General features: G+C 67.0%; 28 protein-coding genes and 1 pseudogene. 19 read left to right on the forward strand and 10 right to left on the reverse strand.

The features are described 5' to 3' along the window. Positions 1-152: pseudogene (locus A5673_RS30105) on the reverse strand (mammalian cell entry protein); the annotation flags it as partial. On the opposite strand from A5673_RS30105, the gene A5673_RS29635 reads away from it, so the two are divergent. The 3 genes from A5673_RS29635 to A5673_RS19305 are packed head-to-tail and all read left to right on the forward strand — an operon-like array spanning position 118 to position 3794. Beyond that, the gene (locus A5673_RS29635) at positions 118-696 is read left to right on the forward strand and encodes a hypothetical protein (RefSeq protein WP_068235906.1); all 579 of its coding nucleotides are present in this window, start codon (positions 118-120) and stop codon (positions 694-696) included. The pseudogene A5673_RS30105 and the gene A5673_RS29635 overlap by 35 nt on opposite strands. Then, positions 693-2111, forward strand: a complete 1419-nt coding sequence (locus A5673_RS19300; RefSeq protein WP_082958839.1) for an MCE family protein — start codon at positions 693-695, stop codon at positions 2109-2111. Before A5673_RS29635 ends, A5673_RS19300 begins: the two co-directional genes overlap by 4 nt. Then, positions 2112-3794, forward strand: a complete 1683-nt coding sequence (locus tag A5673_RS19305) for an MCE family protein (protein WP_068235908.1) — start codon at positions 2112-2114, stop codon at positions 3792-3794. A gap of 35 nt (positions 3795-3829) precedes the next feature. Here the strand turns inward: A5673_RS19305 and A5673_RS19310 are convergent, their stop codons facing one another. From A5673_RS19310 to A5673_RS19320, 3 genes are all read right to left on the reverse strand, one after another. Next, positions 3830-4345: a hypothetical protein gene (locus A5673_RS19310; RefSeq protein WP_068235910.1), complete on the reverse strand. Its 516-nt coding sequence runs from the start codon at positions 4343-4345 to the stop codon at positions 3830-3832. A gap of 111 nt (positions 4346-4456) precedes the next feature. Further along, complete coding sequence (locus tag A5673_RS19315; RefSeq protein WP_231971138.1) at positions 4457-5032, reverse strand: twin-arginine translocation pathway signal; 576 nt, start codon at positions 5030-5032, stop codon at positions 4457-4459. Then, on the reverse strand, positions 5029-5763 hold the full coding sequence (locus A5673_RS19320) for a hypothetical protein (RefSeq protein WP_231971139.1): 735 nt from the start codon (positions 5761-5763) through the stop codon (positions 5029-5031). The genes A5673_RS19315 and A5673_RS19320 overlap by 4 nt, the downstream gene beginning before the upstream one ends. 152 nt (positions 5764-5915) lie before the next feature. On the opposite strand from A5673_RS19320, the gene A5673_RS19325 reads away from it, so the two are divergent. Further along, positions 5916-6332, forward strand: coding sequence for a hypothetical protein (locus A5673_RS19325; protein ID WP_068235921.1), 417 nt, complete (start codon positions 5916-5918; stop codon positions 6330-6332). A gap of 19 nt (positions 6333-6351) precedes the next feature. Here A5673_RS19325 and A5673_RS19330 read toward each other — a convergent pair whose 3' ends face one another. Then, on the reverse strand, positions 6352-6642 hold the full coding sequence (locus A5673_RS19330; RefSeq protein ID WP_068235923.1) for a hypothetical protein: 291 nt from the start codon (positions 6640-6642) through the stop codon (positions 6352-6354). Between the two features lie 57 nt (positions 6643-6699). Beyond that, the gene (locus A5673_RS19335; RefSeq protein WP_068235929.1) at positions 6700-7281 is read right to left on the reverse strand and encodes a TetR/AcrR family transcriptional regulator; all 582 of its coding nucleotides are present in this window, start codon (positions 7279-7281) and stop codon (positions 6700-6702) included. 61 nt (positions 7282-7342) lie between these two features. On the opposite strand from A5673_RS19335, the gene A5673_RS19340 reads away from it, so the two are divergent. From A5673_RS19340 to A5673_RS19355, 4 genes are read left to right on the forward strand one after another with little or no spacing between them, the layout of a single operon-like run. After that, positions 7343-8122: a hypothetical protein gene (locus A5673_RS19340; RefSeq protein ID WP_068235932.1), complete on the forward strand. Its 780-nt coding sequence runs from the start codon at positions 7343-7345 to the stop codon at positions 8120-8122. Continuing rightward, complete coding sequence (locus A5673_RS19345; protein WP_068235935.1) at positions 8119-8922, forward strand: hypothetical protein; 804 nt, start codon at positions 8119-8121, stop codon at positions 8920-8922. The genes A5673_RS19340 and A5673_RS19345 overlap by 4 nt, the downstream gene beginning before the upstream one ends. Next, positions 8919-9497, forward strand: coding sequence for a cytochrome c oxidase subunit 3 family protein (locus tag A5673_RS19350; RefSeq protein WP_068235937.1), 579 nt, complete (start codon positions 8919-8921; stop codon positions 9495-9497). The genes A5673_RS19345 and A5673_RS19350 overlap by 4 nt, the downstream gene beginning before the upstream one ends. Before the next feature lie 4 nt (positions 9498-9501). After that, positions 9502-9786, forward strand: coding sequence for a cytochrome C oxidase subunit IV family protein (locus A5673_RS19355; RefSeq protein WP_068235939.1), 285 nt, complete (start codon positions 9502-9504; stop codon positions 9784-9786). Between the two features lie 127 nt (positions 9787-9913). Here A5673_RS19355 and A5673_RS19360 read toward each other — a convergent pair whose 3' ends face one another. Continuing rightward, positions 9914-11191 (reverse strand): cytochrome P450, encoded by a 1278-nt coding sequence (locus tag A5673_RS19360; protein WP_068235942.1) that lies wholly within the window; start codon positions 11189-11191, stop codon positions 9914-9916. A 228-nt stretch (positions 11192-11419) separates the two neighbouring features. Between A5673_RS19360 and A5673_RS19365 the strand changes: the two genes are divergently transcribed. Continuing rightward, positions 11420-12130, forward strand: coding sequence for a TetR/AcrR family transcriptional regulator (locus A5673_RS19365; protein WP_068235945.1), 711 nt, complete (start codon positions 11420-11422; stop codon positions 12128-12130). Here A5673_RS19365 and A5673_RS19370 read toward each other — a convergent pair. Then, positions 12046-12474 carry a hypothetical protein gene (locus A5673_RS19370; RefSeq protein ID WP_068235948.1) on the reverse strand — a complete coding sequence of 143 codons (429 nt, stop codon included), beginning with the start codon at positions 12472-12474 and terminating at the stop codon, positions 12046-12048. The genes A5673_RS19365 and A5673_RS19370 overlap by 85 nt on opposite strands. Further along, positions 12471-13217 carry an enoyl-CoA hydratase/isomerase family protein gene (locus tag A5673_RS19375; RefSeq protein WP_068235950.1) on the reverse strand — a complete coding sequence of 249 codons (747 nt, stop codon included), beginning with the start codon at positions 13215-13217 and terminating at the stop codon, positions 12471-12473. The genes A5673_RS19370 and A5673_RS19375 overlap by 4 nt, the downstream gene beginning before the upstream one ends. A 115-nt stretch (positions 13218-13332) precedes the next feature. On the opposite strand from A5673_RS19375, the gene A5673_RS19380 reads away from it, so the two are divergent. From A5673_RS19380 to A5673_RS19410, 7 genes are all read left to right on the forward strand, one after another. Further along, positions 13333-13755, forward strand: a complete 423-nt coding sequence (locus A5673_RS19380) for a lipoprotein LpqH (RefSeq protein WP_068235951.1) — start codon at positions 13333-13335, stop codon at positions 13753-13755. Positions 13756-13846: 91 nt separating this feature from the next. Then, entirely contained in the window at positions 13847-15037 is a 1191-nt protein-coding gene (locus A5673_RS19385; protein ID WP_068235952.1) for an amidohydrolase family protein, read from the forward strand. Then, complete coding sequence (locus A5673_RS19390) at positions 15034-16473, forward strand: FadD3 family acyl-CoA ligase (protein WP_082958840.1); 1440 nt, start codon at positions 15034-15036, stop codon at positions 16471-16473. Before A5673_RS19385 ends, A5673_RS19390 begins: the two co-directional genes overlap by 4 nt. 343 nt (positions 16474-16816) lie before the next feature. After that, positions 16817-17704: a hypothetical protein gene (locus tag A5673_RS19395; RefSeq protein ID WP_231971141.1), complete on the forward strand. Its 888-nt coding sequence runs from the start codon at positions 16817-16819 to the stop codon at positions 17702-17704. Next, positions 17680-18366: a twin-arginine translocation pathway signal gene (locus tag A5673_RS19400; protein WP_231971143.1), complete on the forward strand. Its 687-nt coding sequence runs from the start codon at positions 17680-17682 to the stop codon at positions 18364-18366. The genes A5673_RS19395 and A5673_RS19400 overlap by 25 nt, the downstream gene beginning before the upstream one ends. Before the next feature lie 10 nt (positions 18367-18376). Continuing rightward, a complete protein-coding gene (locus A5673_RS19405; protein WP_156748398.1) occupies positions 18377-19003 on the forward strand; it encodes a fatty-acid--CoA ligase in 627 nt (208 codons plus the stop codon). Positions 19004-19012: 9 nt separating this feature from the next. Beyond that, entirely contained in the window at positions 19013-19198 is a 186-nt protein-coding gene (locus A5673_RS19410; RefSeq protein WP_068235957.1) for a bacterioferritin-associated ferredoxin, read from the forward strand. Here the strand turns inward: A5673_RS19410 and A5673_RS19415 are convergent. Beyond that, positions 19195-20868, reverse strand: a complete 1674-nt coding sequence (locus A5673_RS19415) for an alpha-keto acid decarboxylase family protein (RefSeq protein WP_068235960.1) — start codon at positions 20866-20868, stop codon at positions 19195-19197. The genes A5673_RS19410 and A5673_RS19415 overlap by 4 nt on opposite strands. Positions 20869-20934: 66 nt before the next feature. Between A5673_RS19415 and A5673_RS19420 the strand changes: the two genes are divergently transcribed. Genes A5673_RS19420 through A5673_RS19430 form a run of 3 tightly spaced genes read left to right on the forward strand, consistent with a single transcriptional unit; the run spans position 20935 to position 22976 of the window. Further along, the gene (locus A5673_RS19420; RefSeq protein WP_068235963.1) at positions 20935-21378 is read left to right on the forward strand and encodes an SRPBCC family protein; all 444 of its coding nucleotides are present in this window, start codon (positions 20935-20937) and stop codon (positions 21376-21378) included. A 5-nt stretch (positions 21379-21383) separates the two neighbouring features. Next, positions 21384-22463: a CaiB/BaiF CoA-transferase family protein gene (locus tag A5673_RS19425; protein ID WP_156748400.1), complete on the forward strand. Its 1080-nt coding sequence runs from the start codon at positions 21384-21386 to the stop codon at positions 22461-22463. Between the two features lie 57 nt (positions 22464-22520). Beyond that, positions 22521-22976 carry an SRPBCC family protein gene (locus A5673_RS19430; protein WP_082958841.1) on the forward strand — a complete coding sequence of 152 codons (456 nt, stop codon included), beginning with the start codon at positions 22521-22523 and terminating at the stop codon, positions 22974-22976. Positions 22977-22978: the final 2 nt, after the last annotated feature.

Genomic DNA, 22978 nt, shown 5'->3' on the forward strand with positions numbered 1-22978 from the left:
AGCGCGGTCGGCGAGATGTGCAGCACGTTTTTCAACGCCATCTTCTGGTCAACGAGTATCTGCGTCAGGTCGGCCAACCGCGAGACCTGTTCGGAGGTCGCATCACGACTGCCCGCGATGAACCGCTGCACCTCGCCGACCGCGCTGGCCAACGCCTACAACGCCTACGACCCGGACTCCGGGAACATCCGCGGCGGGGTGGGCCTGCAGAACTTCACCAACCCGACGTATGCCTGGTGCTCAGGTATCGGGGCCATCGAGAACGTCACCGCCGTCGAGACGGGCAAGCTGTGCGGCCTGTACCTGAGCCCGGCGTTGAAGGTGTTCAACCCGAACTTCATCGTCAACTTCAACTATCTCCCGATTCCGGTCAACCCGATCCTGGCCCCGTCGTTTGCCCCGGAAAACGTTCGGTACAGCGAGGACCGGCTGAAGCCCGGCGGGGAGGGCCCCCGGCCCGGCCCGCCCTTGCTGCCGCCGGCCGTGTCCGCGTACACGGGGCTGCCGGGTGACCCCGTCGGGCCGCCGGGTTCGGTGCCGCTCGGGCGGATTCCCGGAGCGGCGATGCCGGAGCCCCAGCCGGCCGAACCGCCGCCGGCCCCACCGCCGGCCGCGCCGCCGGCGTCCTCGCCGCCACCGGCCCCGCCGGCGAACCTTCAGGACATGCTGCTGCCGGGTGAAGGAGCGCAACCATGACCGCGCGGATCGCGATACGGCGCCTGCTCGGCATCGGCTGCTGCGTCGTGCTCGCCGTGAGCGGCTGCGCGTTCAACGGCCTGAACTCGCTGCCGCTGCCCGGCGCGGTCGGGCGAGGTCCGGGCGCCACCACCTATCACGTGGAACTCGCCAACGTCGTGACGATGGAACCGAATTCGCCGGTGATGGTCGACGATGTCATCGTCGGCAGCATCAGCAAGATGACGGTGCGCGGGTGGCACGCCGACGTCGAAATCTCGGTGCGGCCGGGCACGGTGATCCCCGCCAACGCGGTGGCAAGCGTCGGCCAGACCAGCCTGCTGGGATCCATGCACCTGGCGCTGAACCCGCCGCTGGGCCAGCAGGGCACCGGGCGGCTGCAACCGGGCGCCACGATCCCGCTGAACCGGTCGACCACTTATCCCTCGACCGAACAGACCCTGTCGTCGCTGTCGGTTGTCCTCAACGCCGGGGGGCTGGGCCAGTTCGGGGACATCATCCACAATTTCAACGCCGCCCTGTCCGGAAACGAAGGCGCGGTTCGCGATCTCCTCGAGCGGTTGGACAGGTTCGTGGGCACACTCGACCAGCAGCGCGACAACCTCGTGTCGTCGATACGGGCGCTGAACCGCCTGTCGGGCACGTTCGCCGCCCAACGGGACGTGATCACCCAGGCGCTGAACAAGATTCCGCCCGCACTCGACGTGCTCATCAAGGAGCGCCCGCGCATCACGACCGCGCTGAACAAGCTCGGGACGTTCAGCAACACTGCGACCCGGCTCGTCAACGACGCGGGCGACGACTTGGTGCGCAACCTGAAGAATCTCGCGCCGGCACTCGGTGCCCTCGCCGACGTCGGGCCGGATCTCGACGCGGCCATTGCCTACGCGCCGACGTTCCCGTGGACCCAGAGCATCATCGACCGGTACATCCGGGGTGACTATCTCAACGGGTATTTCATCATCGATTTGACGAACGCCGGTCTGCGCAAGGGCATCCTGCGCGGCACCCACTGGGAGCGGATCGGCGCGGAGGCAGTGCCCGGGCCCGCGGATCCGGAATACCTGCAATTCAAGTTCGGTGCACCGCCCGGGGCGCCCGGTGGAGTTTCGGCGCCCGGGCCGGTGGGCGAACCGGCGCCGTTCGGGCCGCCGCCGCCCTGGGGGCGCCCGCTGCCGGGACCGCCGCCGTCCGCGCCGCCGGCGCCGGTCAACCCACAGTCGGGAGACGCCCCGCAGCCCGCGGCTCCGCCGCCGCCGGTGTCACCGTTGATCGCGGGCTTGACGTGGCTCGGTCCTGATGCGCAGAAGGGGCCGTCGTCGTTGCCCGGCCCGGTGCCACCCGGCGGTGCCGCGCCACCGGCCGACCAGAGCGGCCCGGTGCCCGGCGCGACGCCGACGGACGGGGGCTCGTAGATGCTGACCCGCTTCGTCCGTATCCAGTTGGCGATCTTCACGATCGTCGGGATCATCGGTGTGGTCGTCATGGTGTTGTGGTACATCCAGGCGCCGACCCTGCTCGGCATCGGCAAGATGACCGTCACGTTGAAACTGCCGGCCACCGGTGGCCTGTACCGCTTTTCCAACGTGACCTACCGCGGGGTGCAGATCGGCAAGGTGACCTCGGTGGGGCTCACCCCCGACGGCGCGAAAGCCACGCTGTCCCTTGATACTTCGCCGAAGATTCCGGCGGACCTGAAAGCCGAGGTGCTGAGCATCTCGGCGGTCGGCGAGTATTACGTCGATCTGCGGCCCCGCAACGACTCGGCGCCCTACCTCCACGACGGCTCGGTGATCGCCATGAACGACACCACGATCCCCCAGCCGATCGGTCCCGTGCTCGACCAGTCCAGCAAGTTGATCAACAGCATCCCCAAGGGCAAGCTCGGGCAACTGCTCGACGAGTCGTTCGACGCATTCAACGGCGCCGGTTACGATTTCGGGTCGCTGTTCGACAGTTCGTCACGGCTCTCGGGTGACCTCAATGGCGTCGCCGACCGGACACGGAGCCTGACCGAAGACACCGGGCCGTTCTTGAACGCGCAGGCCCAGACCGCGGATTCGATCCGAACGTGGGCGCGGAGCCTGGCGGGATTCAGCGGGGAGCTGGCGAAGGACGACCCGCAGTTCCGCACCCTGTTGCAACGGGGGCCGGGCGCGTTGGACGAGGCGTCGCGGCTGCTCGACCAGATCAAACCGACGCTGCCGGTGCTGCTCGCGAACCTCACCACGATCGGCCAGATTGGCGTCACGTATCACGCTTCCCTAGAACAGATCTTGGTTCTGCTGCCGCCGTTCACCGCTGCGATTCAGTCGTTCATCGGCACGAAGTCGCCGACGGGGTTGGCCACGGGCGCATTCAACCTCATCGTCAGCGACCCGCCCGCGTGCACGGTCGGCTTCCTGCCGCCGAGTCAATGGCGTTCTCCGGCCGACACCCGCACCGTCGACACCCCGGACGGGCTGTACTGCAAGCTGCCGCAGGATTCACCAATCGCGGTGCGCGGTGCCCGCAACTATCCCTGCATGGGGCAGCCCGGTAAACGCGCGCCGACCGTCGAAATCTGCGAGAGCGACAAGCCTTTCCAGCCGTTGGCGATGCGACAGCACGTCTTCGGCACCTACCCGCTCGACCCGAACCTCATCGCCCAGGGCATCCCACCCGACGACCGGGTCAACTGGAACCGCGAACGGATCTTCGGGCCGGTGGAGGGAACGCCGCTTCCCCCGGGCGCCGTTCCGCGGGGAACGCCGCCGGGATCGGCGTTGCCGCCCCCCGCGGCGCCGATCAGCCCGTTGGCGCAAATGGGCGAGGTGTCACCCATCGCGCCGATCGATGTTCCCGCGTCCCCCGCCGGGGCACCCCCGCCCGCAGCGGCCAGCGCGCCGCCGGCGGAACCGCCCGCGGCACCGTCGGCGGCGCCAAGTGCGTTCGGGCGCACCGAGTCTCAGCCCGGTCCATCAGTGGCGATCGCCCAGTACAACCCGCACAACGGCACCTACGTGACGCCGGACGGCCAGGTCTATCGTCAGTCGGATCTGGCCGCGCCCACGACGCCCAAGGCGCCGAAGTCGTGGAAGGACATGTTCGCGACGTGACCCCGGCGCCGGGCCGTCAGGTCAGCTGAGGCGGATCAGCCAATTTTGTCCAGCCGGAACGGCTGGTCGATGTAGAGCGGCTTGTTGGTACCGCAGGCGCCACTGGGACCGGACGTCTGTTCCCGTCCGGCCAGAACCGGCGATCCCAGCACTTTCTCGCCGGTGTCCGGGTTGGCGGGATAGAAATGGATGACGTCGTGACCGGCGAACGAGGTGCCGTCGGGGCAGGTCGTCCAGTTCGGAATGTCGCGTTTGACGAACCAGGTGGAGCCCTCGTTCATGAATATCGGTGCGGTCCAGCCCTGGTCGCTGACGACCTCGCCGTCGCACCGGTACGCAGTGGAGCACGACGTGGTGATGGTCCAGGTGCTCCGCACCACCGGCTCCTGGTGAAACACCTCGTTCGTCCGTGCCCAGTCGCCGATCACGGTGGCGGTGTACTTGCCGTTGATGGAAGGGTCGTAGGCCCATGCCGACGGCGCCGCGCCCACGCCGCCGGCCACGCCGACGGTCAACACGGTTGCGCTTATCGCCAAATTTATCGGACGCATCGTGTGCTCCTTGACGCCCTGAATATCGCCAATTCCAAGCGAATCGAATTCACAGACTAACACCGCCCCCGCGTATCACGGAATGGTTTAGATGATGCGCAGCCGGTGCGCTCATAGGACATCGAATTTGTCGATGAGCCACGATCCCTTTACCTTCGCCATCGCAACCTTCAGGCCGCTCGACGTCACCACCGGTTCCGGCTTCGCCTTGCTCGTGGTCTTCTGCCTGATGAAGACAAGCACTACAGCCGAATTCGGCTGCAGTTCCGACACCGCGGCCTTGACCACGGTGGCCGTCGTCGTGACCTGGCCGCGCTGCGCCGATGGGCCCACAACCTGGTCGACGAACCGTTGGTAGTAGGCCAGATAATCCTCGGTGAGCCGCGATCTGGCGCCGGCGACATCCCGCTCGAGAGTCTCCGGCGAGTACGACAGCAGCGCCACCGCGCCCTCGCTGGCAGCCTTGGTGACCTGGCGCGCCGCGGCGCGGTCCATCTGCACATCCGGGCGGTAATCGAAGTAGAAAATCCGCGCCGCGTTACCCAGGGCGGCAATCAGCAAAAGCGTCAACAGTATTGGGCGCCACCGCGCCAGGAGACGACGCGTCCAGCGCCCGATCGCCCGGGTTCCACGATTGGGCGACGGTTGCTGGGCCGCGTCTGTGGGCGCTGCGCTGTCGACCGTCACGGGACGAACTCGAGTCGCGAAATCTTCAGCTGCCCGGCGTCGCGTTGGATGGTGACGACGATGCGCATCGACCGCGATTCCGGCTTGGGCTGACCGGGTTTGGTGATCTCGGATTTCGCCGCGACCAGGACGACCGCGGAATCCTGGCTCATGGACTGCACGGCGGCGGCTTGCACCGTGCCCGTGGAGTTGACCTTGGACTGCTCGACCGCCTTGACGGCGTCCTCGCCGCCCATCAGGATGCTGAGTTTGAATGTCCCGGTCGTATCGTCGACGAAGCGCTGCAGATCTTCTCGCGCCTTGGTCGCGTGGATCGTCATCATCGTCACGATGGCGTTGCGGGCGGCCCCGGCGAACTCCGCGCTGCGCTGCCTTTGCTGCTCGACGCCGCGATGATGCCACACCAGATACCCGCTGCCCGCCAGGGAGGCGCAGACGACCCCAACCGCCGCGACCGCGGCCAACGCCTTCCGGCTTGGGCGGCGCGGCCGCCACCGGCGCGTCGGCGTCGCGTCGGTCTCCTCGGCGCCGGCGCCGTCCTGATCGCTCGGCGCCGCCTCGAGCTGTTGGCGCAGGCGCACGGCCCGGGCGCGAGCGGCCTCGGCACGGGCCTGTGCCTCGGCGACTTCGGCGGCTTCCGGGATCTCAGTGACCGACGGAGACGGCGACGGGGCCACCGTGAGTCGATCGCCGGCGTCGGTGGCCCCAGCGGGAAGCTTGCGCCGAGGCACTGGATCACCTCCTCGTCCGCGCCTACAGGAGAGCCACATTATCACTGCGAGATGGGCATGCCGGCGGCGGCGACGATGGAATTGGATGCGTATCTTCTCGAGCCCGGAGAATTCTATTCCCAGAGGTGGGCCGAGTAATTTAAAGTAATCCCGTGCGATTCATCGTGGCAGCGGCCGCCGCATGCTTAGGCCTCTTGCAAGGCCTCTGCGTCCTGTCGGCGCCACCGGCGAGCGCCGCACCGGTTAATTGCGATTATCCGGACTGCACGCCCGGCATCATGCCGCACCGGGTGCTCGGTGCGCCGTGCGACAACACCACGTACTACGTGTTCGGGACCGCCGACTATTACGTGTCTTTCGCCACGCAGCCGGGACGCCTGATGTTCTGCGGCTCGCCGAGGCGGTACGAGCCCCGCTGGTTCCGGTCGCCGCCGATGGCCGGCGTCAAGGTCGAGGGCTCGTCGTGCGTCGACTACCCGGAGTACTACGTTGCGCAGGCACCGGATGGCCTGTTCCTGGTGTGCAACGCGCACGACGGAACGCAGGTTTGGGAGCGCGGCGACACCTGAGTCCGGTTGGCGGCGGGATTTACGGTCGCGTGTTCGGAATCTCCGGCCAGTCCTGGAAGGGGCTGGGCCCCCAGTAATCCCCGTTGTGGACCGTGCCGTCCCTGTCCCGGTGGTGCGCGTCGTGGCACGTGGTCGGATCCCACTGCGGCCCCCACGCCGGGTCGAACGGCTGGCCCGGGCACCAGTGGTATCCGACGAACGGCCAGGGCGGGTTGTCGGCGTGAGCGCCCGCTGCGGTGCCCACGCTGACCAGTGCGAAGCCGGTGGTGGCCATGACCGCTGCGGCAGCGAAACGCGCGACTTTGCTCATGGGAGAACCGTACCCGAGCGCGCCGGAACCGGACCAGGAAAATCGGTGCAACGGGCGTCAGTCGGCCGCGTCGATCAGCCGGCGTGTGATGCGACCCACCTGCGCGCGCAGGGCGTCGTCCTCGATGTCGGCCACCAGGGGTGACACCACCCCGACCGCGATTGCGCCCGACAGCATCGCCGCCGCGACCCGCGCGTCCTCGGCGGCGTCGGCGAGCAGCACGCCGTACAGCCGCTGGATGAATTGCTGGAACGGTTCGTGCTCGCCCAGCAACCGCACGACGACGGGATCGAACTGCAGGGTGCTTGCGGCGCCGCGTCTCTCGACGGCGACCTCGATGACCCGATCGAGCAGCACCTCCCGCGCCCTGCTCCGCTGGTCGTGCGCCTCCGCGGCCTCGAGCGCCTCCTCGAGGCCCCCGAGCTCGCGCTCCGTGAGCGCGATGACGATCTGCTCCTTGGTCCTGAACTGGTGGTAGACGGCGGCCTTGGTGACCCCGATGGCATCCGCGATCATCTGCAGCGAGGTTCCGCCGACGCCGTGCTCGGCGATCAGCTGCAGCGCGGCGTCGAGGATGCGGGTCTGCGCGGGACTGCGCGTGATGAAGCGAAACCGGCTCTTGGTCTGCGGGGAAACCACACCGGCAGCGTAGCCGATCGGCTATTGACCCCGGGTAGCCGATCGGCTAGTTTCGCTGACTATGACCGGCATCGGCGCCGACCACACCCCCGGCCCTCCGCGAAAGGCATTGCGGCGCATCGACGGTGAGCTGATCCTGTTGTGGACACTGCCGGTGACCGTGCTGATCTGGATCGGCGCGTTCCTGCTCTTCCCGGGCTTCACGCCACCGATGTCGCCCACGATGTCGGCGGAGCAGGTTGCCGCGTTCTACCGCGATCCGGCCCACCTCCCGGCGATCCGCTACAGCATGATCGTGTTCAACTGGTTCGGCGTATGCCTGGTGCCGATCCTGGCCCTGATCGTGTTGCAGATCCGCAGGATGGCGCACCGGACGCCGATCTTCTCCTACGCGATGCTGGGCTGCGTGGCCGGCGGTCCCACCCTTTTCCTCGTCGCCAACGTCTGCTGGTTGCTGGCCGCCTTCCGCACCGAGCGCAGCCCGGAGCTGACCCAGCTGCTCAACGACTTCGCCTGGATAACCTTCACGATCCTGGTGCCGTTCCTGATCGGGCAGAGCGTGATTCTCGCCCTGGCAATCTATTTCGACGATCAGCCGCGCCCGGTCTTCAAGCGCTGGGTGGCCCACTTCAACCTGCTCGTCGCGGCCGCGCTGGTGCCCGCGGCATTCGTCGGCGTGGCCCTGACCGGCCCGCTGGCCTGGGACGGCTTGCTGTCCTTCTGGGTGAAAAACGTTGCGATTGCGGTGTGGATCGTCGTGATGGGCGTCACGCTGGGCCAGGCCGTCTATCGAGAGCGTGCCGAATACCGCCGGGGCGGCGCGGAACTCGTCGTCGCATGAGCGCGGTGACGATGACTCCATCCGCGGCCGCGCCGCCTCCGGGCCCGCTGCACCGCCGGATCGGCTGGCACCTGTGGCACGGCCCCAAGCGCGAACTGTGGCTGGCCTGGGGCATACTCGTCGTCTTCTACAACCTGTTCTTCCCGGTGTTCTTCATCGTCGCGCAGGTCCAGCCGCCGCCGCAGCCCACCTGGGACCTCGCGACGCAGGTGCACTGGTTCCACGAACGCCACCTCGGTATACCGGTTGGCTTCGGCGTCATCTTCGCCGTCAGCGGCATGATCGCGATCAACAATGCCCTGATCGCCTACTCGATGCGGCGAATGTCGGTCAGCCCGGCGTTCGCGTATTCGTATCTGATCATTTACTCGCTCAGCGCCGTTCCCGGCATGCTGCTGCTCAACATCGCGCTGATCGTGGGTGCGTTGCGACCCGACCGCGATCCTGAAGCCCTCGGTTGGCTCTACGACTTCGCCTTCTTGTCCTTCGACGGAACCATGGGGGTCTTCCTGATCGGCTCGCTGATCTGGATGGCCGCGATACTGCTCGACAAGAATCGGGTCTTCCCCAAGTGGTTCGGCTACCTCAACCTGTGCAACGCGCTCACCGAGGTCGTGGTGGCGCCGTGCTGGATCTTCCGGCGCGGTGTGCTGGCGTGGAACGGTCAGATCGCCTGGTGGCTGGACATGGTCGTGTTCGGCGTCTACCAAGTCACTTTCATCGTCATGCTGTTCCGCATGATCCAGCGCGAGGACTTCGGCACCGGGCCGCTTCCGCGGAAAGCGGCGGCCGCGCGATGACCGAGGTGGCCAACAAGAGCGCACGCGCCAGGTTCATCCCGGGCCAGCCCGACATGTGGGCCTTCGTCCTGTTCGAAACGCTGATCTTCACAGGGTATTTCGGCTTCTACCTGTTCTACCGCAGCCGAAACCCGGAACTCTTTTTGCACTCGCAGGCGCAGCTCGACCTGCGCATCGGGGTCGTCAACACGTTGGTCTTGTTGCTGAGCTCCTGGTCGGTGGCGCGGTGCGTGCAGTCGGCCAGGGCCGGCGGCTACCGCGCGGCGCTGCGCGACGTCGTCCTCACAGCCGCGTTCGCCGCCGTATTCCTGTGTTTCAAGGTGTTCGAGTGGGCCCGGCTGGTCCGCATGGGAAACGGCTTCGAGGGCAACGACTTCTTCACCTACTACTTCTTTTTGACCGGAATCCACTTCGTGCACTTGGTTATCGGCTTTGTCGTGCTCGGCATCGCCGTCTACCAACTTCGCAGCCCCGCTCGCCGATCCCAGGAAATCATCGAAACGTGCGCCACCTATTGGCACACCGTCGATTTTCTCTGGGTGCTGATCTTCGCGCTGCTCTACGTGGTGAGGTGAGAAGGTGGTCACTTTCAACAAACGGCTGTTGGTCGTCTGGCTGGTGCTGGCGTCGCTCACCCTGGGATACCTGGTGATCGATCATGCGGCGGACGGTTCGGCCGCGCCCAGCGCGGTGGTCACGTCGAGCGTCATCGTGATCGCGGTTATCAAGGTGCGCATCATCTTTCGCGAGTTCATGGAAGTCAGGCAGGCGCCCGCCCTGCTGTGCCGCCTCACCGACGCCTGGGTGATCCTGATCGCGGTGAGCCTGCTGGCCTGCTACTTCGCCGGCATGGCGATCCGATAGCGCCCAAGTGGGAGCTTCCGCGCGACATCACCGGCACGTTGGGCGCCGTCGATGCCGTCGACGGCAGCGGAATCGCGCAGGCCCCGTTCGAGTTCTCCGGGATCTTCGAGCAGATCGGTGGCGGGCCTTAGCCGTTCGGCGTGAAGGTGAGGTGCAGTTCGCTGAGCCCGCGCAGGATGTACGTCGGCTCGTAGGTGTATCGGCGGGCGTCGACCGGCCCGTGTTTGACCTCGTCGATTTTGATGTCGCCCATCCGGTCCAGGAGGCGCTCGATGGAGACCCGGCCCTCCACCCGAGCGAGCGGCCCACCCGGACACGAGTGCACGCCGCGGGCGAACGCCATGTGCTCGCGGACGTTCTTGCGGCGGAGGTCGAACTCGTGCGGGTTGTCGAATCGCCGTGGGTCGCGGTTGGCCGCGCCCGGCAGCACCATGACGACGGTGCCGGCGGCGATCTCGACGCCACCGACCGTGGTGGCCTTGCGGGCCAACCGGGAGTCGCTTTTCACCGGGCTGTCCATCCGCAGCGATTCCTCGATGAACCCCGGGATGAGGCTGCGGTCGTCGCGCAGCTGTTGCTGGATGTCCGGCCGGTCGCCGATCACCTGGAGCGCCGCGCTGAGCAGCTTGGCCGTGGTTTCCTGCCCGGCGGCGAAAAGGAAGGTGGCGGAACGGACCACGTCGATGACTTCGGGTGTGGACCCGTCCGGATATTTCGCCGTCGCCAGGGAGGTCAGCACGTCGTTGCGCGGTGTCCGCCTCCGGTCCTCGATGTAGGAACAGAACTTGTCGTCGAGCCATTCGAGCGGGTTGATGCCGACGCTTTCATGGTCGAGGGCGCCCACCCGCGCGTCGGGGCGGTCGGCGCCCAACACCACGCGGAACTCCTTGTGGTCCTCCTCCGGGACGCCGAGCAGATCGGCGATCACCAAGGTGGCGAACGGCTTTGAGTATTCGCTGATGAACTCGCACTCGCCGTTGACCAGAAACTCGTCGAGCTGGCGGTCGGCGAGGCGCCACATGAACTCCTCGTTCTGCTTGAGCCGGCTCGGGGTGAGCAGCTTGGCCAGCACCGACCGGGCCTTGGTGTGGTCCGGCGGATCCATGGTCACCATGTGCTCGTTCATCGGGAAGTAGCTGCGGTGCTCGTCGATCTGGGGGCTGATGTCGTCGCCCTCGGGCGCGAACGGCAGCGGGGGAAAGGGCCCGCCGAGCGCGACGATGTTCGAGAAGGTGTCGGGGTCCTTATAGACCTCGGTGGCCTCTTCGTAGCCGGTGACCGCGACGACCCCATGGTGGGGCAGTCGCAGCACCGGGTTCTGGTCGCGCAGGTAGTCGAAGTACGGGTGGGGATCGGGCACCAGCGATTGATCGGTGAAGAAGTCGATCGTGTCGAAGTTGCTCATGTCGTGCGTGCCTCCAAGAGCGGCGCTCGGCCGAATGATGAGTCGGCGGCGAGACTCTGCGCCGCCCGAGTCAGGTATCCATTATCCACGAAGTGCTGAGCACCTGCTTAGCATGACGGTATTGTCAGGGTCAAGATCGCCGCGCATCCGGGGCATGACGGTCTGGCTACGATCAGGCATGGTCGACACTGGGATGTCGCGAGTGCGCAGAGAGTACGGAGTCAAGGCATGACACCTGCTTCCGTGGCCCGCAGGATCGGGGCGCCGGACGCGAAGAACCGCGGCCTGCTGCTCGACGCGGCCGAGCAGCTGATGCTCGAAGAGGGCTACGCCGCCGTCACGTCGCGTCGCCTCGCCAGCCGCGCGGGCCTGAAACCCCAACTGGTGCACTACTACTTCCGCACCATGGACGAGTTGTTCCTCGAGGTCTTCCGCCGCCGCGCCGAAGAAGGGCTGCAGGCGCAGGCGCGAGCGCTGCAATGCCCCCAGCCGCTGTGGGCCTTGTGGAGGTTCGGCACCGACCCGGGCTTCACCCGCATCTCGATGGAGTTCATGGCGCTGGCCAACCATCGCAAGGAGATGCGAGCCGAAATCGCTTACTACGCGGAACGCTTCCGCGAGGAACAACGCCAGGCGGTCGCCGCCGCGCTGCAGCGTTACGGCGCCGAAAGCGAGGACGTGCCGGCGGTGGTCTGGACGGTCCTGATGACCAGCCTGTCCCGGTTTTTGGTTCTCGAGCAGGCGGTGGGCATATCCGGCGGGCACGCCGACACCCTGGAGCTGGTCGAGAGTTATCTGCGCCGGCTGGAAGGCGAACCGCAACCCGTTGCCGGGATGCCGCCCACCTGGGTGGTTCACCAGGTGCGCAGCGAACAGAGCGCGCCCTTGGGTCCAACCTTGGACACCACGACCTTGCCGTCGACCGACAGGTCGCATTGAACGCCGCCCTGCGCCGGCGGTTCACGACCGGTGGTGGCCGTGACCATCGCCCACTGCTCGGGGTTTAACAGGTTCACCGGCTGAACCCAGGGCTTATCGGGGCCGACGTCGGCGTGGACCTGCGGCGTGAATGCGTAGTTGTTGTGGCTGTAGTCGGAGAAGACCGTCGGGTCCTGATCCTGGTAGAAGATGTCGACGTAGGCCGGGGCGGTGGCCGTGACGACATAGACGACCTGATGCCAGACCGGGTCGGCGTGTGCCCGCCCGGGGCTCACCAACGGGCCCGTCAGCCCCAGCAACAGCGCCGAGCCGATGCCCAACAGTTTCTTCGCGGTGCTGGTCATGTCGCTCCTTCGGCTGCCGGGCGCGGACTGGCGGTGCGGTTCATCACCCGCTCTGCGGCCTGCCAGTGGGCGTCGGCAACCCACAGCCGTGCAAAGGATGCTATCGCTTCATCAGGGGAAACGCCCCTGATTACCCGTTTTATCTCGGCCGCCGGATGGCGGGCCAGCGACGTGGCGACCGACCGCCAGCCCTCGTCGAACGAGGCGCGCGGAAAAACCAGATCCACCAGGCCGATGCGCTCCGCCTCCGCGGCGTCGAGCGCCGTTCCCGTGCCCGCCAACAGCAGTGCCTTGCCCTTGCCGACGATCGCGGCCAGTCGTTCGGCGCCGCCCCAGGCCGGCATGATCTCCAGCGTCACCTGATTGAAGGCGATCTTGATGTCGTCGGCGGCCACCCGGATGTCGGCGGCGACGGCGAATTCGGCGCCGCCGCCGAAGGCATGGCCGTTGAGGGCGGCGACGACCGGCGCCGGAAACGCCGCCAGCTGATCGCAGATGGACCGCATCCGCCTGGCCATCGCCGCGGCGTCTTCCTCGGTGCGCAGCGCGCTCAGCTCCTTGAGATCACCGCCCGAGACGAACGCCCGGTCGCCGGCGCCTTTGACGACGAGGGCCCGCGCGCCCGCCGCGGCGTCGATCGCTTTCTCTAGCTGCTCCATGGTGTCGAGCGCGATGGCATTGCGCGCGTGGGGGCGATCGATGGTGAGCACCGCCAGCCCACCATCGAACTCGAGGTCCACCATGCGTTATCGCTCCAGTGAAAAAGCCGCGAATTGCCGATATTGGCATTCTCTTTCGGCGAGAATAACATCATCGCAGCAGGTCCAGAAGTTCGTCGCGCAGGATCGAGGTGCCCAGGTGCGTAACCGAATCGTGGCGGTGGCGGCCGCGGCGCTTGCCGTGACCGGCCTCGGTGCATGCAGCCCGAAGCCGCAAACCCCCATCTCCAGCACCGCATCGGTGACCGTCAACGGAAGCGACGCGAACATCCATGTGGTCAAGTGCAGTCAGTTGGAGTGGTACCGGACGATCGAGATCGGCGGCGATTTCGCCGGCGCCAAGGTGGTGATCGATCAACGAGCCGAGCCGCTGACCGCCGAGTCCGTTCGTATCCAAAACCTGGGCGGCTTCACCGGCATGTACTCGGCGCATGACGGCGGCAACGCGGACATGAGCCTGAGCGGCGACAAATTCACGATCACCGGCACCGCCAACGGCTACAAGACCGACAAGCCGGGCGAAGCGGCTTCCGCGACGTTCAAAATCATCGCGACCTGCTGACTGTCACTCCCCAGCCCCCGAAGGTGGGCCCCCCGTTGCGGTCGCCCGCCCGGAGAGAATACTATTCTCATAAATTGCGAAGGAGGATTTCATGGGCCAGTTGTCGCACCGGGAGGACGTCCCGTTTCCGATCTTTGACGCGGATAACCATCTCTACGAGCCGCCGGAGGCGCTGACCAAGTTCCTGCCCAAGGAGTACAAGGACTTCGTCCAGTACGTGCAGATCAACGGGCGCACCAAGATCGCGATCCGCGGCCACATCAGCAACTACATTCCCAACCCGACCTTCGAGGTCGTCGCCCGGCCGGGCGCCTGGGAGGAGTACTTCAAGTACGGCAACCCGGACGGCAAGAGCAAGCGTGAGCTGTTCGGCGAGCCGATGCGCGCGATCCCGGCGTTCTTCGAGCCCGGCCCGCGGCTGGAGAAGATGAACGAGCTGGGCCTGGACCGCACCCTGATGTTCCCGACGCTGGCCAGCCTGCTCGAGGAGCGGCTGCGCGACGACCCGGTCGCCATCCACGTCCTGATCCATGCGCTGAACGAATGGCTCGACGAGGTCTGGGGCTTCAACTACCAGAACCGCATCTTCACCACGCCGGTCATCACCCTGCCGATCGTCGAGAAGGCGATCGAGGAGCTGGAGTGGGCGGTCAAGCGCGGTGCGCGCTGCATCCTTATCCGCCCGGCCCCCGTGCCCGGTTTCCGCGGCCCGCGTTCGTTCGCGGTGCCCGAGTTCGACCCGTTCTGGGAGCGGGTCGTCGAGCACGACCTGCTCGTCGGCATGCACTCGTCCGACAGCGGCTACTCCCGCTACACCTCCGAGTGGGACGGTGCCGAGCAGGAGATGCTGCCGTTCCAGACCAATGCGATGGGCATCCTCAACGAGTGGCGGCCGATCCAGGACGCGGTGGGCTCGTGGGTGATCCACGGCGCGCTCTACCGCCACCCGAAGCTGAAGGTCGCGATCGTCGAGGCCGGCTCGAAGTGGATGACCCCGCTGCTGGACGGCCTGGCCGAGGTCTTTCGCAAGGCCCCGGAAGTCTTCCCGAGCGACCCCGTCGAGATGGTCAAGAGCCGCATCCACGTCAGCCCGTTCTTCGAGGACGGCATCGACGATCTGGTCAACCTCGTCGGCGTGGACCGGGTGCTGTACGGCTCCGACTGGCCGCACCCCGAAGGGCTGGCCGAGCCGACGTTCTATGTCAATGCGCTGTCGCACCTGTCCGTCGACGACCAGGCAAAGATCATGGGCGGCAACCTCGGTCGGCTCGTCACGGTGTGACGGATCCCGTTCCGTGGCAGACCATCCCCGAGATGGTCTTGAGCGCGGCGGACCGCTTCGGCGACGCGGAAGCGGTCGTAGACGGTCCGCTGCGCTTGACATTCACCGAAGTCGTCGAGCGGATCCGTTGTGCCGCAGGAGCCTTCGCCGACCTCGGCGTCGACAAGGGCGATCGGATCGCGATCTGGGCACCGAATTCGGCCGAGTGGATCGTCGCCGCGTTCGGTCTGCTCACCGCGGGCGGCGTGCTGGTGCCGGTGAACACCCGGTTCAAGACCGAGGAAGCGGGCGACGTCATCGCGCGCAGCGGCGCCAAGGCCGTGCTGGTCCAAAAAGGGTTTCTGGACCAGGACTACGTTGCGCCGGCGGGGATACCGGTCATCGACCTGAAATCCGACTTCCTTTCCAGCGGTTCACCGTTCGAGCGGGCGGTGGAGGGCACCGACATTTCGGACATCATCTTCACCTCGGGCACGACGGGCCGCTCGAAGGGCGCGATGATGAACCACGGTCAGACGCTGCGCATGTACGAGGAGTGGGCGACGCTCGCGGACCTACGCGAGGGCGACCGCTACCTGCAGATCAACCCGTACTTTCACACGTTCGGCCTGAAGGCCGGGCTCGTCACGTCCTTTTTGCGCGGCGCGACAATGCTGCCCGTCGCGGTCTTCGACGTCGACGCGGTGGTGAATCTCATTGACCGCGAAGGCATCACGATGCTGCCCGGCCCGCCGACGCTGTACCACTCGTTGCTGACGGTCCGCGATAAGGCCAAGCTGTCGACGTTGCGGGCGGGCGTGACCGGCGCCGCCGACATCCCCGTCGAACTGGTCCGTCGCATCCACGGCGAATTGCCGTTCCAGACGTTGATGACCGGATACGGCCTCACCGAGGCCGGCAACGTGACCCTGTCCCGGCCCGGCGATTCCTTCGAGGACGTGGCCACCACCGCCGGCCTGCCCTGCGCCGGCGTCGAGGTGCGCATCGCCGACGACGGCGAGGTGTTGGTCCGCGGCTACGGCGTCATGCAGGGCTACCTCGACGATCCCGTCGCCACCGCCGACGCGATCGACGCCGACGGCTGGCTGCACACCGGGGACCTGGGCAACCTGGACGACGCGGGCCGGCTGCGCATCGTGGGGCGCAAGAAGGACATGTTCATCGTCGGCGGATTCAACGCCTACCCGGCCGAGATCGAAGGGTTCCTGATGCACCACCCGGCCGTGGCGCAGGCGGCGGTCATCGGGGTTCCCGACGAGCGGCTCGGACAGGTGGGCAAGGCCTTCGTCGTCGCGAAAGACCCTGTCAGCGCTGAGGAATTGATCGGCTGGTGCCGCGAACGCATGGCCGGTTTCAAGGTGCCCCGTTCGGTGCGGTTTGTGGACGTGCTGCCGCTCAATGCCACCGGCAAGGTGGTCAAGGACTTGCTGAGGTAGGTCCGCGGCACCGCCGTATGCCGGATAAGAGAATCGCGTTTCCACAGCTTGTTATGCGTTTGTACAGCGAGGGCGCGGCGGAATGAGCGGAACGCTCAGGAGAAGGTGATAACGTGGCTCTCCTGGTCGTCACGGCATTCGCGGCGGAAAGAATATCGGCCCAAGTGCTCGCGCGCCGGCGCGTGGCCCGAGTAGGGTTGCCCAACGGCGACGGCCAGAAGCAGACTTGCCACGACGGCAAGGGGTAGAGGAGTTTGGCATTGAGTCACGAACAGCCTTGTTCTCGGGCTGGTGAGCGGTGAGCGGGGGGACCCGCCAGAATGCCGCTGAAAAATCGGTTCCGGTGAACGAGGACGAAACCCCAAGCACTGCCGCCGAAATCCGGGCGCTGGCCGAACAGGCCGAGGCCGAGGCCGAAGAAGCGGAGGCCCTCGCCGCCGCCGCGCGCGCCCGCGCCCGGGCGATCCAGTTGCGCCGCGAGGCCGAACTCGCCGAAGCCAAGACGCAAGCCGCAGAGAAAACCGTCACGGAGGTCCCCGCACCGGCCGAGCCGGAGGCGACGGCATCCGTGGAGACCGAGGCGCCCGATGGTCCGTCCGGGGCGGAGGTGGACACCACCGAGGCCGCGGACGATGCGGAAACCGTCGAGGCCGACGAGCCGGCCGCGGAGGCCGAAGCGGATACCTCCGCCGAACCCGAGCAGCCCGCGCGCCGCCGGCGCCTGTCCGGGCGTGTGCGCCGGCCCAAATGGTCCACGCTCGCCGCCGGCCTGGCGGTCCTCGTCATCCTCGGCGCGCTGGCGGGCAGCGGCTACATGATCAAAAAGCATCACGACGCCGTCCAGCAGCGTCAGCGTGCGGCCGAATTCGTCGCCGCCGCGCGCCAGGGCGTCGTGACCCTGACGTCGCTGGACTTCAACAATGCCAAGCAAGGGGTGCAGCGCATCCTCGAGAACTCCACCGGCTCGTTCAAGGACGACTTCCTGAAGATGGCCGACGATTTCACCAAGGTGGTGGAGCAGTCGAAGGTGGTGTCGCAGGGCAGCGTGCAGGCCGCGGCCGTGGAACTGGACTCGATGACCAAGGATTCGGCGGTGGTGCTGGTTGCCTCCACCTCTGAGGTCACGAATGCTGCTGGCGCCAAGCAGGATCCGCGCAACTATCGCCTGATCGTGACGGTCGCACGCGACGGCGGCCAGCTCAAGATATCGAAAGTCGAGTTCGTGCCGTGACCGCAGACAAGACATCGGCTCAAAAGACCGCGGAAGTCGAAGAAGCGGCGGAGGTCGCAGAGGTCGAGGAAACGGTTGACGCCGAAAAGCCCGGCGACGCCGAGGACATCGATGCCGTCGACTACGACAAGGAGCCGGGTCGCCTGAAGCGGTTCGCCGCGCGGGCGAGGAAACGCTCGTCGGGAAAAGTTGTCCCTGCGGTGCTCGCGGTGCTCGTGGTCGCGTCGCTGGCCCTGCTCGGCGGACTGTACTGGTTCTCCTACCGGCCCGACCGCGCGACCGATGCGGGCGCCGCCAAGTCGGCCATCGCGGCCGCGAGCGAGGGCACGGTGGCGGTGCTGTCGTATTCCCCGGACACTCTCGACCGTGACTTTTCCTCCGCGAAGTCGCATTTGACCGGCGACTTCCTGTCCTACTACGACCAATTCACCCAGCAGATCGTCGCCCCGGCCGCCAAGCAGAAAGCGGTGAAGACCACCGCGGTGGTCCTTCGGGCCGCGGTGTCGGATCTGCATCCCAATTCCGCCGTCGTGCTGTTGTTCGTCAACCAGAGCACGCAGAGCAAGGATCGGCCGGAGCCGACCTTCACTAACAGCAGCGTGTCGGTCACGCTGACGAAAGCTGATGGCAGATGGCTGATTTCGTCGTTCAACCCGGTATAGGGCCGTTGCGTTGACCACCGGCGATATCCACTCGATGGTGATCGCGTCGGATTATCGCGTCCCGGACCCCAGCCGGGTGTGGCCGCTGCTCGAGCGCAACAAGGCCGCACTCGCCGACATCGGCGCCCACCACGTGCTGGTGTACACGTCCACCCACGACTACGGGCGCGTGCTCGTGATGATCGGCGTGCACAGCCGCGAACCCATCGTGGAACTGCTGCGCTCGCGGGTGTTCTTCGATTGGTTCGACGCGGCCGGCGTCGAGGACATCCCCGCCGTCTTCGCCGGCGAGATCGTCGACAGGTTCATCCCGCAACCGCCGGCCGCGGCGGGGGCGCCGGGCGTGGTGGTCTGCGCGATCGCCTCCGTCGACGACGTGTCGACCCTGACGGCGGGGGTCCGCTCCGCGATGGACAGGTTCACCGGCGCCGGCATCCGAAAGACCTGGGTTTTCCAAGCTTTCGACGACGAGCACGAGGTCCTGATCTTGCAGGAATTTCCCGACGAGGACGGCGCGCGGCGGTGGATCGAACATCCGGACGCCGCGGCGCAGTGGATGTCGGGGGCCGGCGTCGGGGCCTACCCGCCGCTGTTCGTCGGGCAGTTCTTCGACATGATGCGCATCGAGGGGGACTGAGCGCGCCCGATGTTCGTGTGCCTGTGCAACGGCGTCACCAGCCAGACGGTCGCCGAGGCCGTCGCGGCCGGGGCATCGACGACGAAGGATGTCGCGCAGGCGTGCGGGGCGGGCGCCGATTGCGGGCGGTGCCGGCGCACCGTTCAGGCGCTACTCCGATCGTCGGCTCCGGAGCACACGGCGCGGCCGACCTAGCGGCGTGCGCTGCCCTCGGGTGACATGGACCCGACGAGCTCGCCGAGCAGGCGGGGGATTTCCAGGCGCGGCAAGACCACCTCGACGAACACCATCCGGTCCCGGTTCTCGGCTGCCGCGGTGAATGCGTCGTCGAGTTCGCCGTAGGTCTGCGCCCGGAACGCCAGGTGGTCGGCGACCCCCAGCGCCCGCGGGACCTCGGTCCACCTCCAGCCGACAATGTCGTTGTAGGGGGCCGTCTCTCCGTGAATCGCCCGCTCGACGGTGTAACCGTCGTTGTTGACCACGACGATGACGGGGGACAACCCTTCACGCGAGAAAATGCCGAGCTCCTGGACGGTCAGTTGCGCGGCCCCATCGCCGATCAGTAACACCGTCCTGCGCTCCGGATGCGCCACCGCGGCCCCGACCGCCGCGGGCAACGTGTATCCGATTGAGCCCCACAGCGGTTGACCGATGAACGTGACTCCCTGCGGCAGACGGTGGTCCGCCATGCCGTAGAACGAGGTGCCCTGGTCGGCCAGCACCACGTTGCCCGGCGTGAGCGCCGCGCAGAGCCGGTCCCACACCATCTGCTGGGTCAGCGGCTCGTCGCGCGCCGGGGCCGGCGGCGGGGCCTCGGGCGGCGGCGACGCGACCGGTGGGGAGGTGACCTGTCGCCGAAGCAGGATGCCGGCCAGCGCCTCCAGCGCGGCGCCCATCTCCAGCGGTGCGAAAACCTGCCCTGCGACGCTGCTTTGGTACTGCCCGACGTCGATGGTCCGTGCCGGATCGATCCGCTGGCTGAAGAACCCGCTGACCATGTCGGTGAACACCACTCCCGCCGTCACCAGCACCGGCGCCTCCTCGATCGCGGCGCGCACCCGTTCGGCGCTGGCCGAACCCGCATAGATGCCAAGGAAATTCGGGGAGCTCTCGTCGAGGAGGCTCTTTCCCCACATCAACGTGGCGTGTGGCACCACGTCGGCCGCCAGCAACGCCTCGAGCTCTTTGACGGCTTGCAGGCGGTGCACCAGCAGGTCGGCGAGCACGGTCAACTGGTGATCGCCGATGAGTTCGGTGGCGGCCTCGGCGAACAGCGACAGCGCCCGCGGGCTGGTGCCGCCGGTGTAGCGGGGCAGCGGTGCCTCGGGCGGTTCGGTGGGAAAGCGCGCCACGTCGGTGGACAGCAGGATGTAGCCCGGTCGCTTCTGTTCGCGCACCTCGGACAGCACCCGGTCGATCTCTCTGCACGCCGTCGCCGGCATGAGATTGGCCTGGGCGCAGGTGATTTCGCGGCTGATCCGGAAGAAGTGCTCGAAGTCCCCGTCGCCCAGTGAATGGTGCAGCGCTCGTCGGGTGCCCTGCGCGTCCTTCGACGGGCCGCCCACGATGTGCACCACCGGCACATGTTCGGCATAGCTGCCCGCGATCGCGTTGGCCGCCGAGAGTTCGCCGACACCGAATGTCGTTACTACGGCGGACATTCCGCGTAGCCGCCCGTAGCCATCGGCGGCGTACCCGGCGTTGAGTTCGTTGGCGCTGCCCACCCACCGAATTGTCGGGTGCGCGACGATGTGGTCCAAAAATGCCAGGTTGTAGTCGCCGGGCACGCCGAAGATCTCGGAGACGCCGAGCTCGGCGAGGCGGTCCAGCAGGTAGTCGCCGACGGTGTACACGGGATCAGTCACGAAGACGACGGTACGCCTGGTTCAAACGCCTACCGGGCGGCCGCCGATTGGCCTATCGTGCGGGCCATGGCAATCAAAGAATCCCGTGAGATCGTCATCGAAGCCAGCCCCGAGGAGATTCTGGACGTCATCGCAGACTTCGAAGCGATGCCCGAATGGTCCGAACCCCACCAGAGTGCGGAGGTGCTCGAGACCGGGGACGATGGGCGCCCGAGCAAGGTGAAGATGAAGGTCAGGGTCGCGGGGATCACCGACGAACAGGTGGTGGCCTACAGGTGGAGCGCTAACGAGGTCAGCTGGACGCTGGTCAGCTCCTCCCAGCAGAAGGCGCAGGACGGCAAGTACAGCCTGGTCCCTCAAGGAGACGCCACGCTGGTCAAGTTCGAGCTCCTCGCGGACCCGAACGTGCCCCTGCCCGGGTTCGTATTGAAACGCGCCGTCAAGGGCACGATCGATTCCGCCACCAAGGCGCTGCGCGAGCGGGTGCTGAAAATGAAGAAGGGCAACTAAACGCGGTGGGCGACGGCGGACCCCTGGCCGGGGTGCGGGTGATCGAACTCGGCGGCATCGGGCCGGGGCCGCACGCGGGAATGATGCTCGCGGACCTGGGTGCCGACGTGGTGCGGGTGCGCCGGCCCGGCGGCCTCACCATGCCGCCCGAGGACCGCGACCTGCTGCACCGCGGGAAGCGGATCGTCGACCTGGACGTCAAGGCGCAGCCCCAGGCACTGCTGGAGTTGGCCGCCAAGGCCGACGTGCTGCTCGACTGCTTCCGGCCCGGCACCTGCGAGCGACTCGGCATCGGTCCCGACGACTGCGCGGCGGTCAACCCGCGGCTGGTCTTCGCGCGGATCACCGGCTGGGGGCAGCACGGACCGGTGGCGCAGACGGCGGGCCACGACATCAACTACCTGTCGCAGACGGGTGCGCTGTCGGCGCTGGGCTACCGGGATCGCCCGCCGCTGCCGCCGCTGAACCTGGTCGCCGACTTCGGCGGCGGCTCGATGTTGGTGCTGCTGGGCATCGCCGTCGCGCTGTACGAGCGGGAACGCTCGGGCTTGGGCCAGGTCGTGGACGCCGCGATGGTGGACGGCGTCAGCCTGCTGGCCCAGATGATGTGGACGATGAAGGCGACCGGTTCCCTGCGCGACGAGCGCGAATCGTTTCTGCTCGACGGCGGCGCCCCGTTCTACCGCTGCTACGAGACCTCCGACGGCAAGTACATGGCGGTCGGCGCCATCGAGCCGCAATTCTTCGCGGCGCTGCTGACCGGGCTCGGCCTGTCGCCCGACGAGGTGCCCGGCCAGCTCGACATCGGTTCGTACCCAAGGATGTACGACGTCTTCGCGCAGCGGTTCGCCGGCCGCACCCGCGACGAGTGGACGAAGATCTTCGCGGGCACCGATGCGTGCGTCACCCCGGTGTTGACCTGGAGCGAAGCTGCTACCAACGACCACTTGAACGCGCGGTCGACGGTGGTCACCGCCCACGGCGTCGAGCAGGCCGCACCCGCGCCGCGTTTCTCCAGAACGCCGGCCGGCCCGGTCGGGCCGCCGCCGGCGGCAACGACGCCGCTCGCCGAAATAGGCTGGTAAGCAGAGATTTCCGCGAACAACGCCCGCGCGTCGTGCGCTGGGGTTAAGTTGAACCCAGTGGCCGTAAAAGCATCACGTGAATTTGTCGTAGACGCGCCGCCAGGAGTGGTCATGGAGGCGCTGACAGATGTCGGCGTCCTGTCATCGTGGTCGCCGCTGCACAAACACATCGAGGTGATCGACCGTTACCCCGACGGTCGACCCCACCACGTCAAGACCAAGATCAGGATTTTCGGGATTGTCGACAAGGAGATCTTGGAGTATCACTGGGGCCCCGACTGGGTCGTCTACGACGTCAAAGGGACCGCCCAGCAGCATGGCCAGCACATCGAGTACAACCTCAAGCCCGAGGGCCTCGACAAGACCCGCGTGCGGTTCGACATCACGGTGGAACCGGCCGGACCCATCCCGGCGTTCGTCGTCAAGCGGGCCACCGAAAAGGTTCTCGACGCCTCGGTGAAGGGGCTGAGCGACCTCGTGATGGGTGGCGGGGCGCTCGACAAGCCGACCTAGTT

Origin of the sequence: Mycobacterium sp. E3198 (assembly GCF_001667015.1) — a bacterium.
In the GTDB taxonomy this organism is placed as follows: Bacteria; Actinomycetota; Actinomycetes; order Mycobacteriales; family Mycobacteriaceae; genus Mycobacterium.

Bases quoted from the DNA above. Each gene is read 5' to 3' on its own strand.
- A5673_RS19305 (WP_068235908.1), top strand. From the start codon at position 2,112: ATGCTGACCCGCTTCGTCCGTATCCAGTTGGCGATCTTCACGATCGTC.
- A5673_RS19365 (WP_068235945.1), top strand. From the start codon at position 11,420: ATGACACCTGCTTCCGTGGCCCGCAGGATCGGGGCGCCGGACGCGAAG.
- A5673_RS19410 (WP_068235957.1), top strand. From the start codon at position 19,013: ATGTTCGTGTGCCTGTGCAACGGCGTCACCAGCCAGACGGTCGCCGAG.
- A5673_RS19385 (WP_068235952.1), top strand. From the start codon at position 13,847: ATGGGCCAGTTGTCGCACCGGGAGGACGTCCCGTTTCCGATCTTTGAC.
- A5673_RS19310 (WP_068235910.1), bottom strand. From the start codon at position 4,345: ATGCGTCCGATAAATTTGGCGATAAGCGCAACCGTGTTGACCGTCGGC.
- A5673_RS19340 (WP_068235932.1), top strand. From the start codon at position 7,343: ATGACCGGCATCGGCGCCGACCACACCCCCGGCCCTCCGCGAAAGGCA.
- A5673_RS19420 (WP_068235963.1), top strand. From the start codon at position 20,935: ATGGCAATCAAAGAATCCCGTGAGATCGTCATCGAAGCCAGCCCCGAG.
- A5673_RS19300 (WP_082958839.1), top strand. From the start codon at position 693: ATGACCGCGCGGATCGCGATACGGCGCCTGCTCGGCATCGGCTGCTGC.
- A5673_RS19375 (WP_068235950.1), bottom strand. From the start codon at position 13,217: ATGGTGGACCTCGAGTTCGATGGTGGGCTGGCGGTGCTCACCATCGAT.
- A5673_RS19350 (WP_068235937.1), top strand. From the start codon at position 8,919: ATGACCGAGGTGGCCAACAAGAGCGCACGCGCCAGGTTCATCCCGGGC.
- A5673_RS19360 (WP_068235942.1), bottom strand. From the start codon at position 11,191: ATGAGCAACTTCGACACGATCGACTTCTTCACCGATCAATCGCTGGTG.
- A5673_RS19345 (WP_068235935.1), top strand. From the start codon at position 8,119: ATGAGCGCGGTGACGATGACTCCATCCGCGGCCGCGCCGCCTCCGGGC.
- A5673_RS19370 (WP_068235948.1), bottom strand. From the start codon at position 12,474: ATGACCAGCACCGCGAAGAAACTGTTGGGCATCGGCTCGGCGCTGTTG.
- A5673_RS29635 (WP_068235906.1), top strand. From the start codon at position 118: ATGAACCGCTGCACCTCGCCGACCGCGCTGGCCAACGCCTACAACGCC.
- A5673_RS19330 (WP_068235923.1), bottom strand. From the start codon at position 6,642: ATGAGCAAAGTCGCGCGTTTCGCTGCCGCAGCGGTCATGGCCACCACC.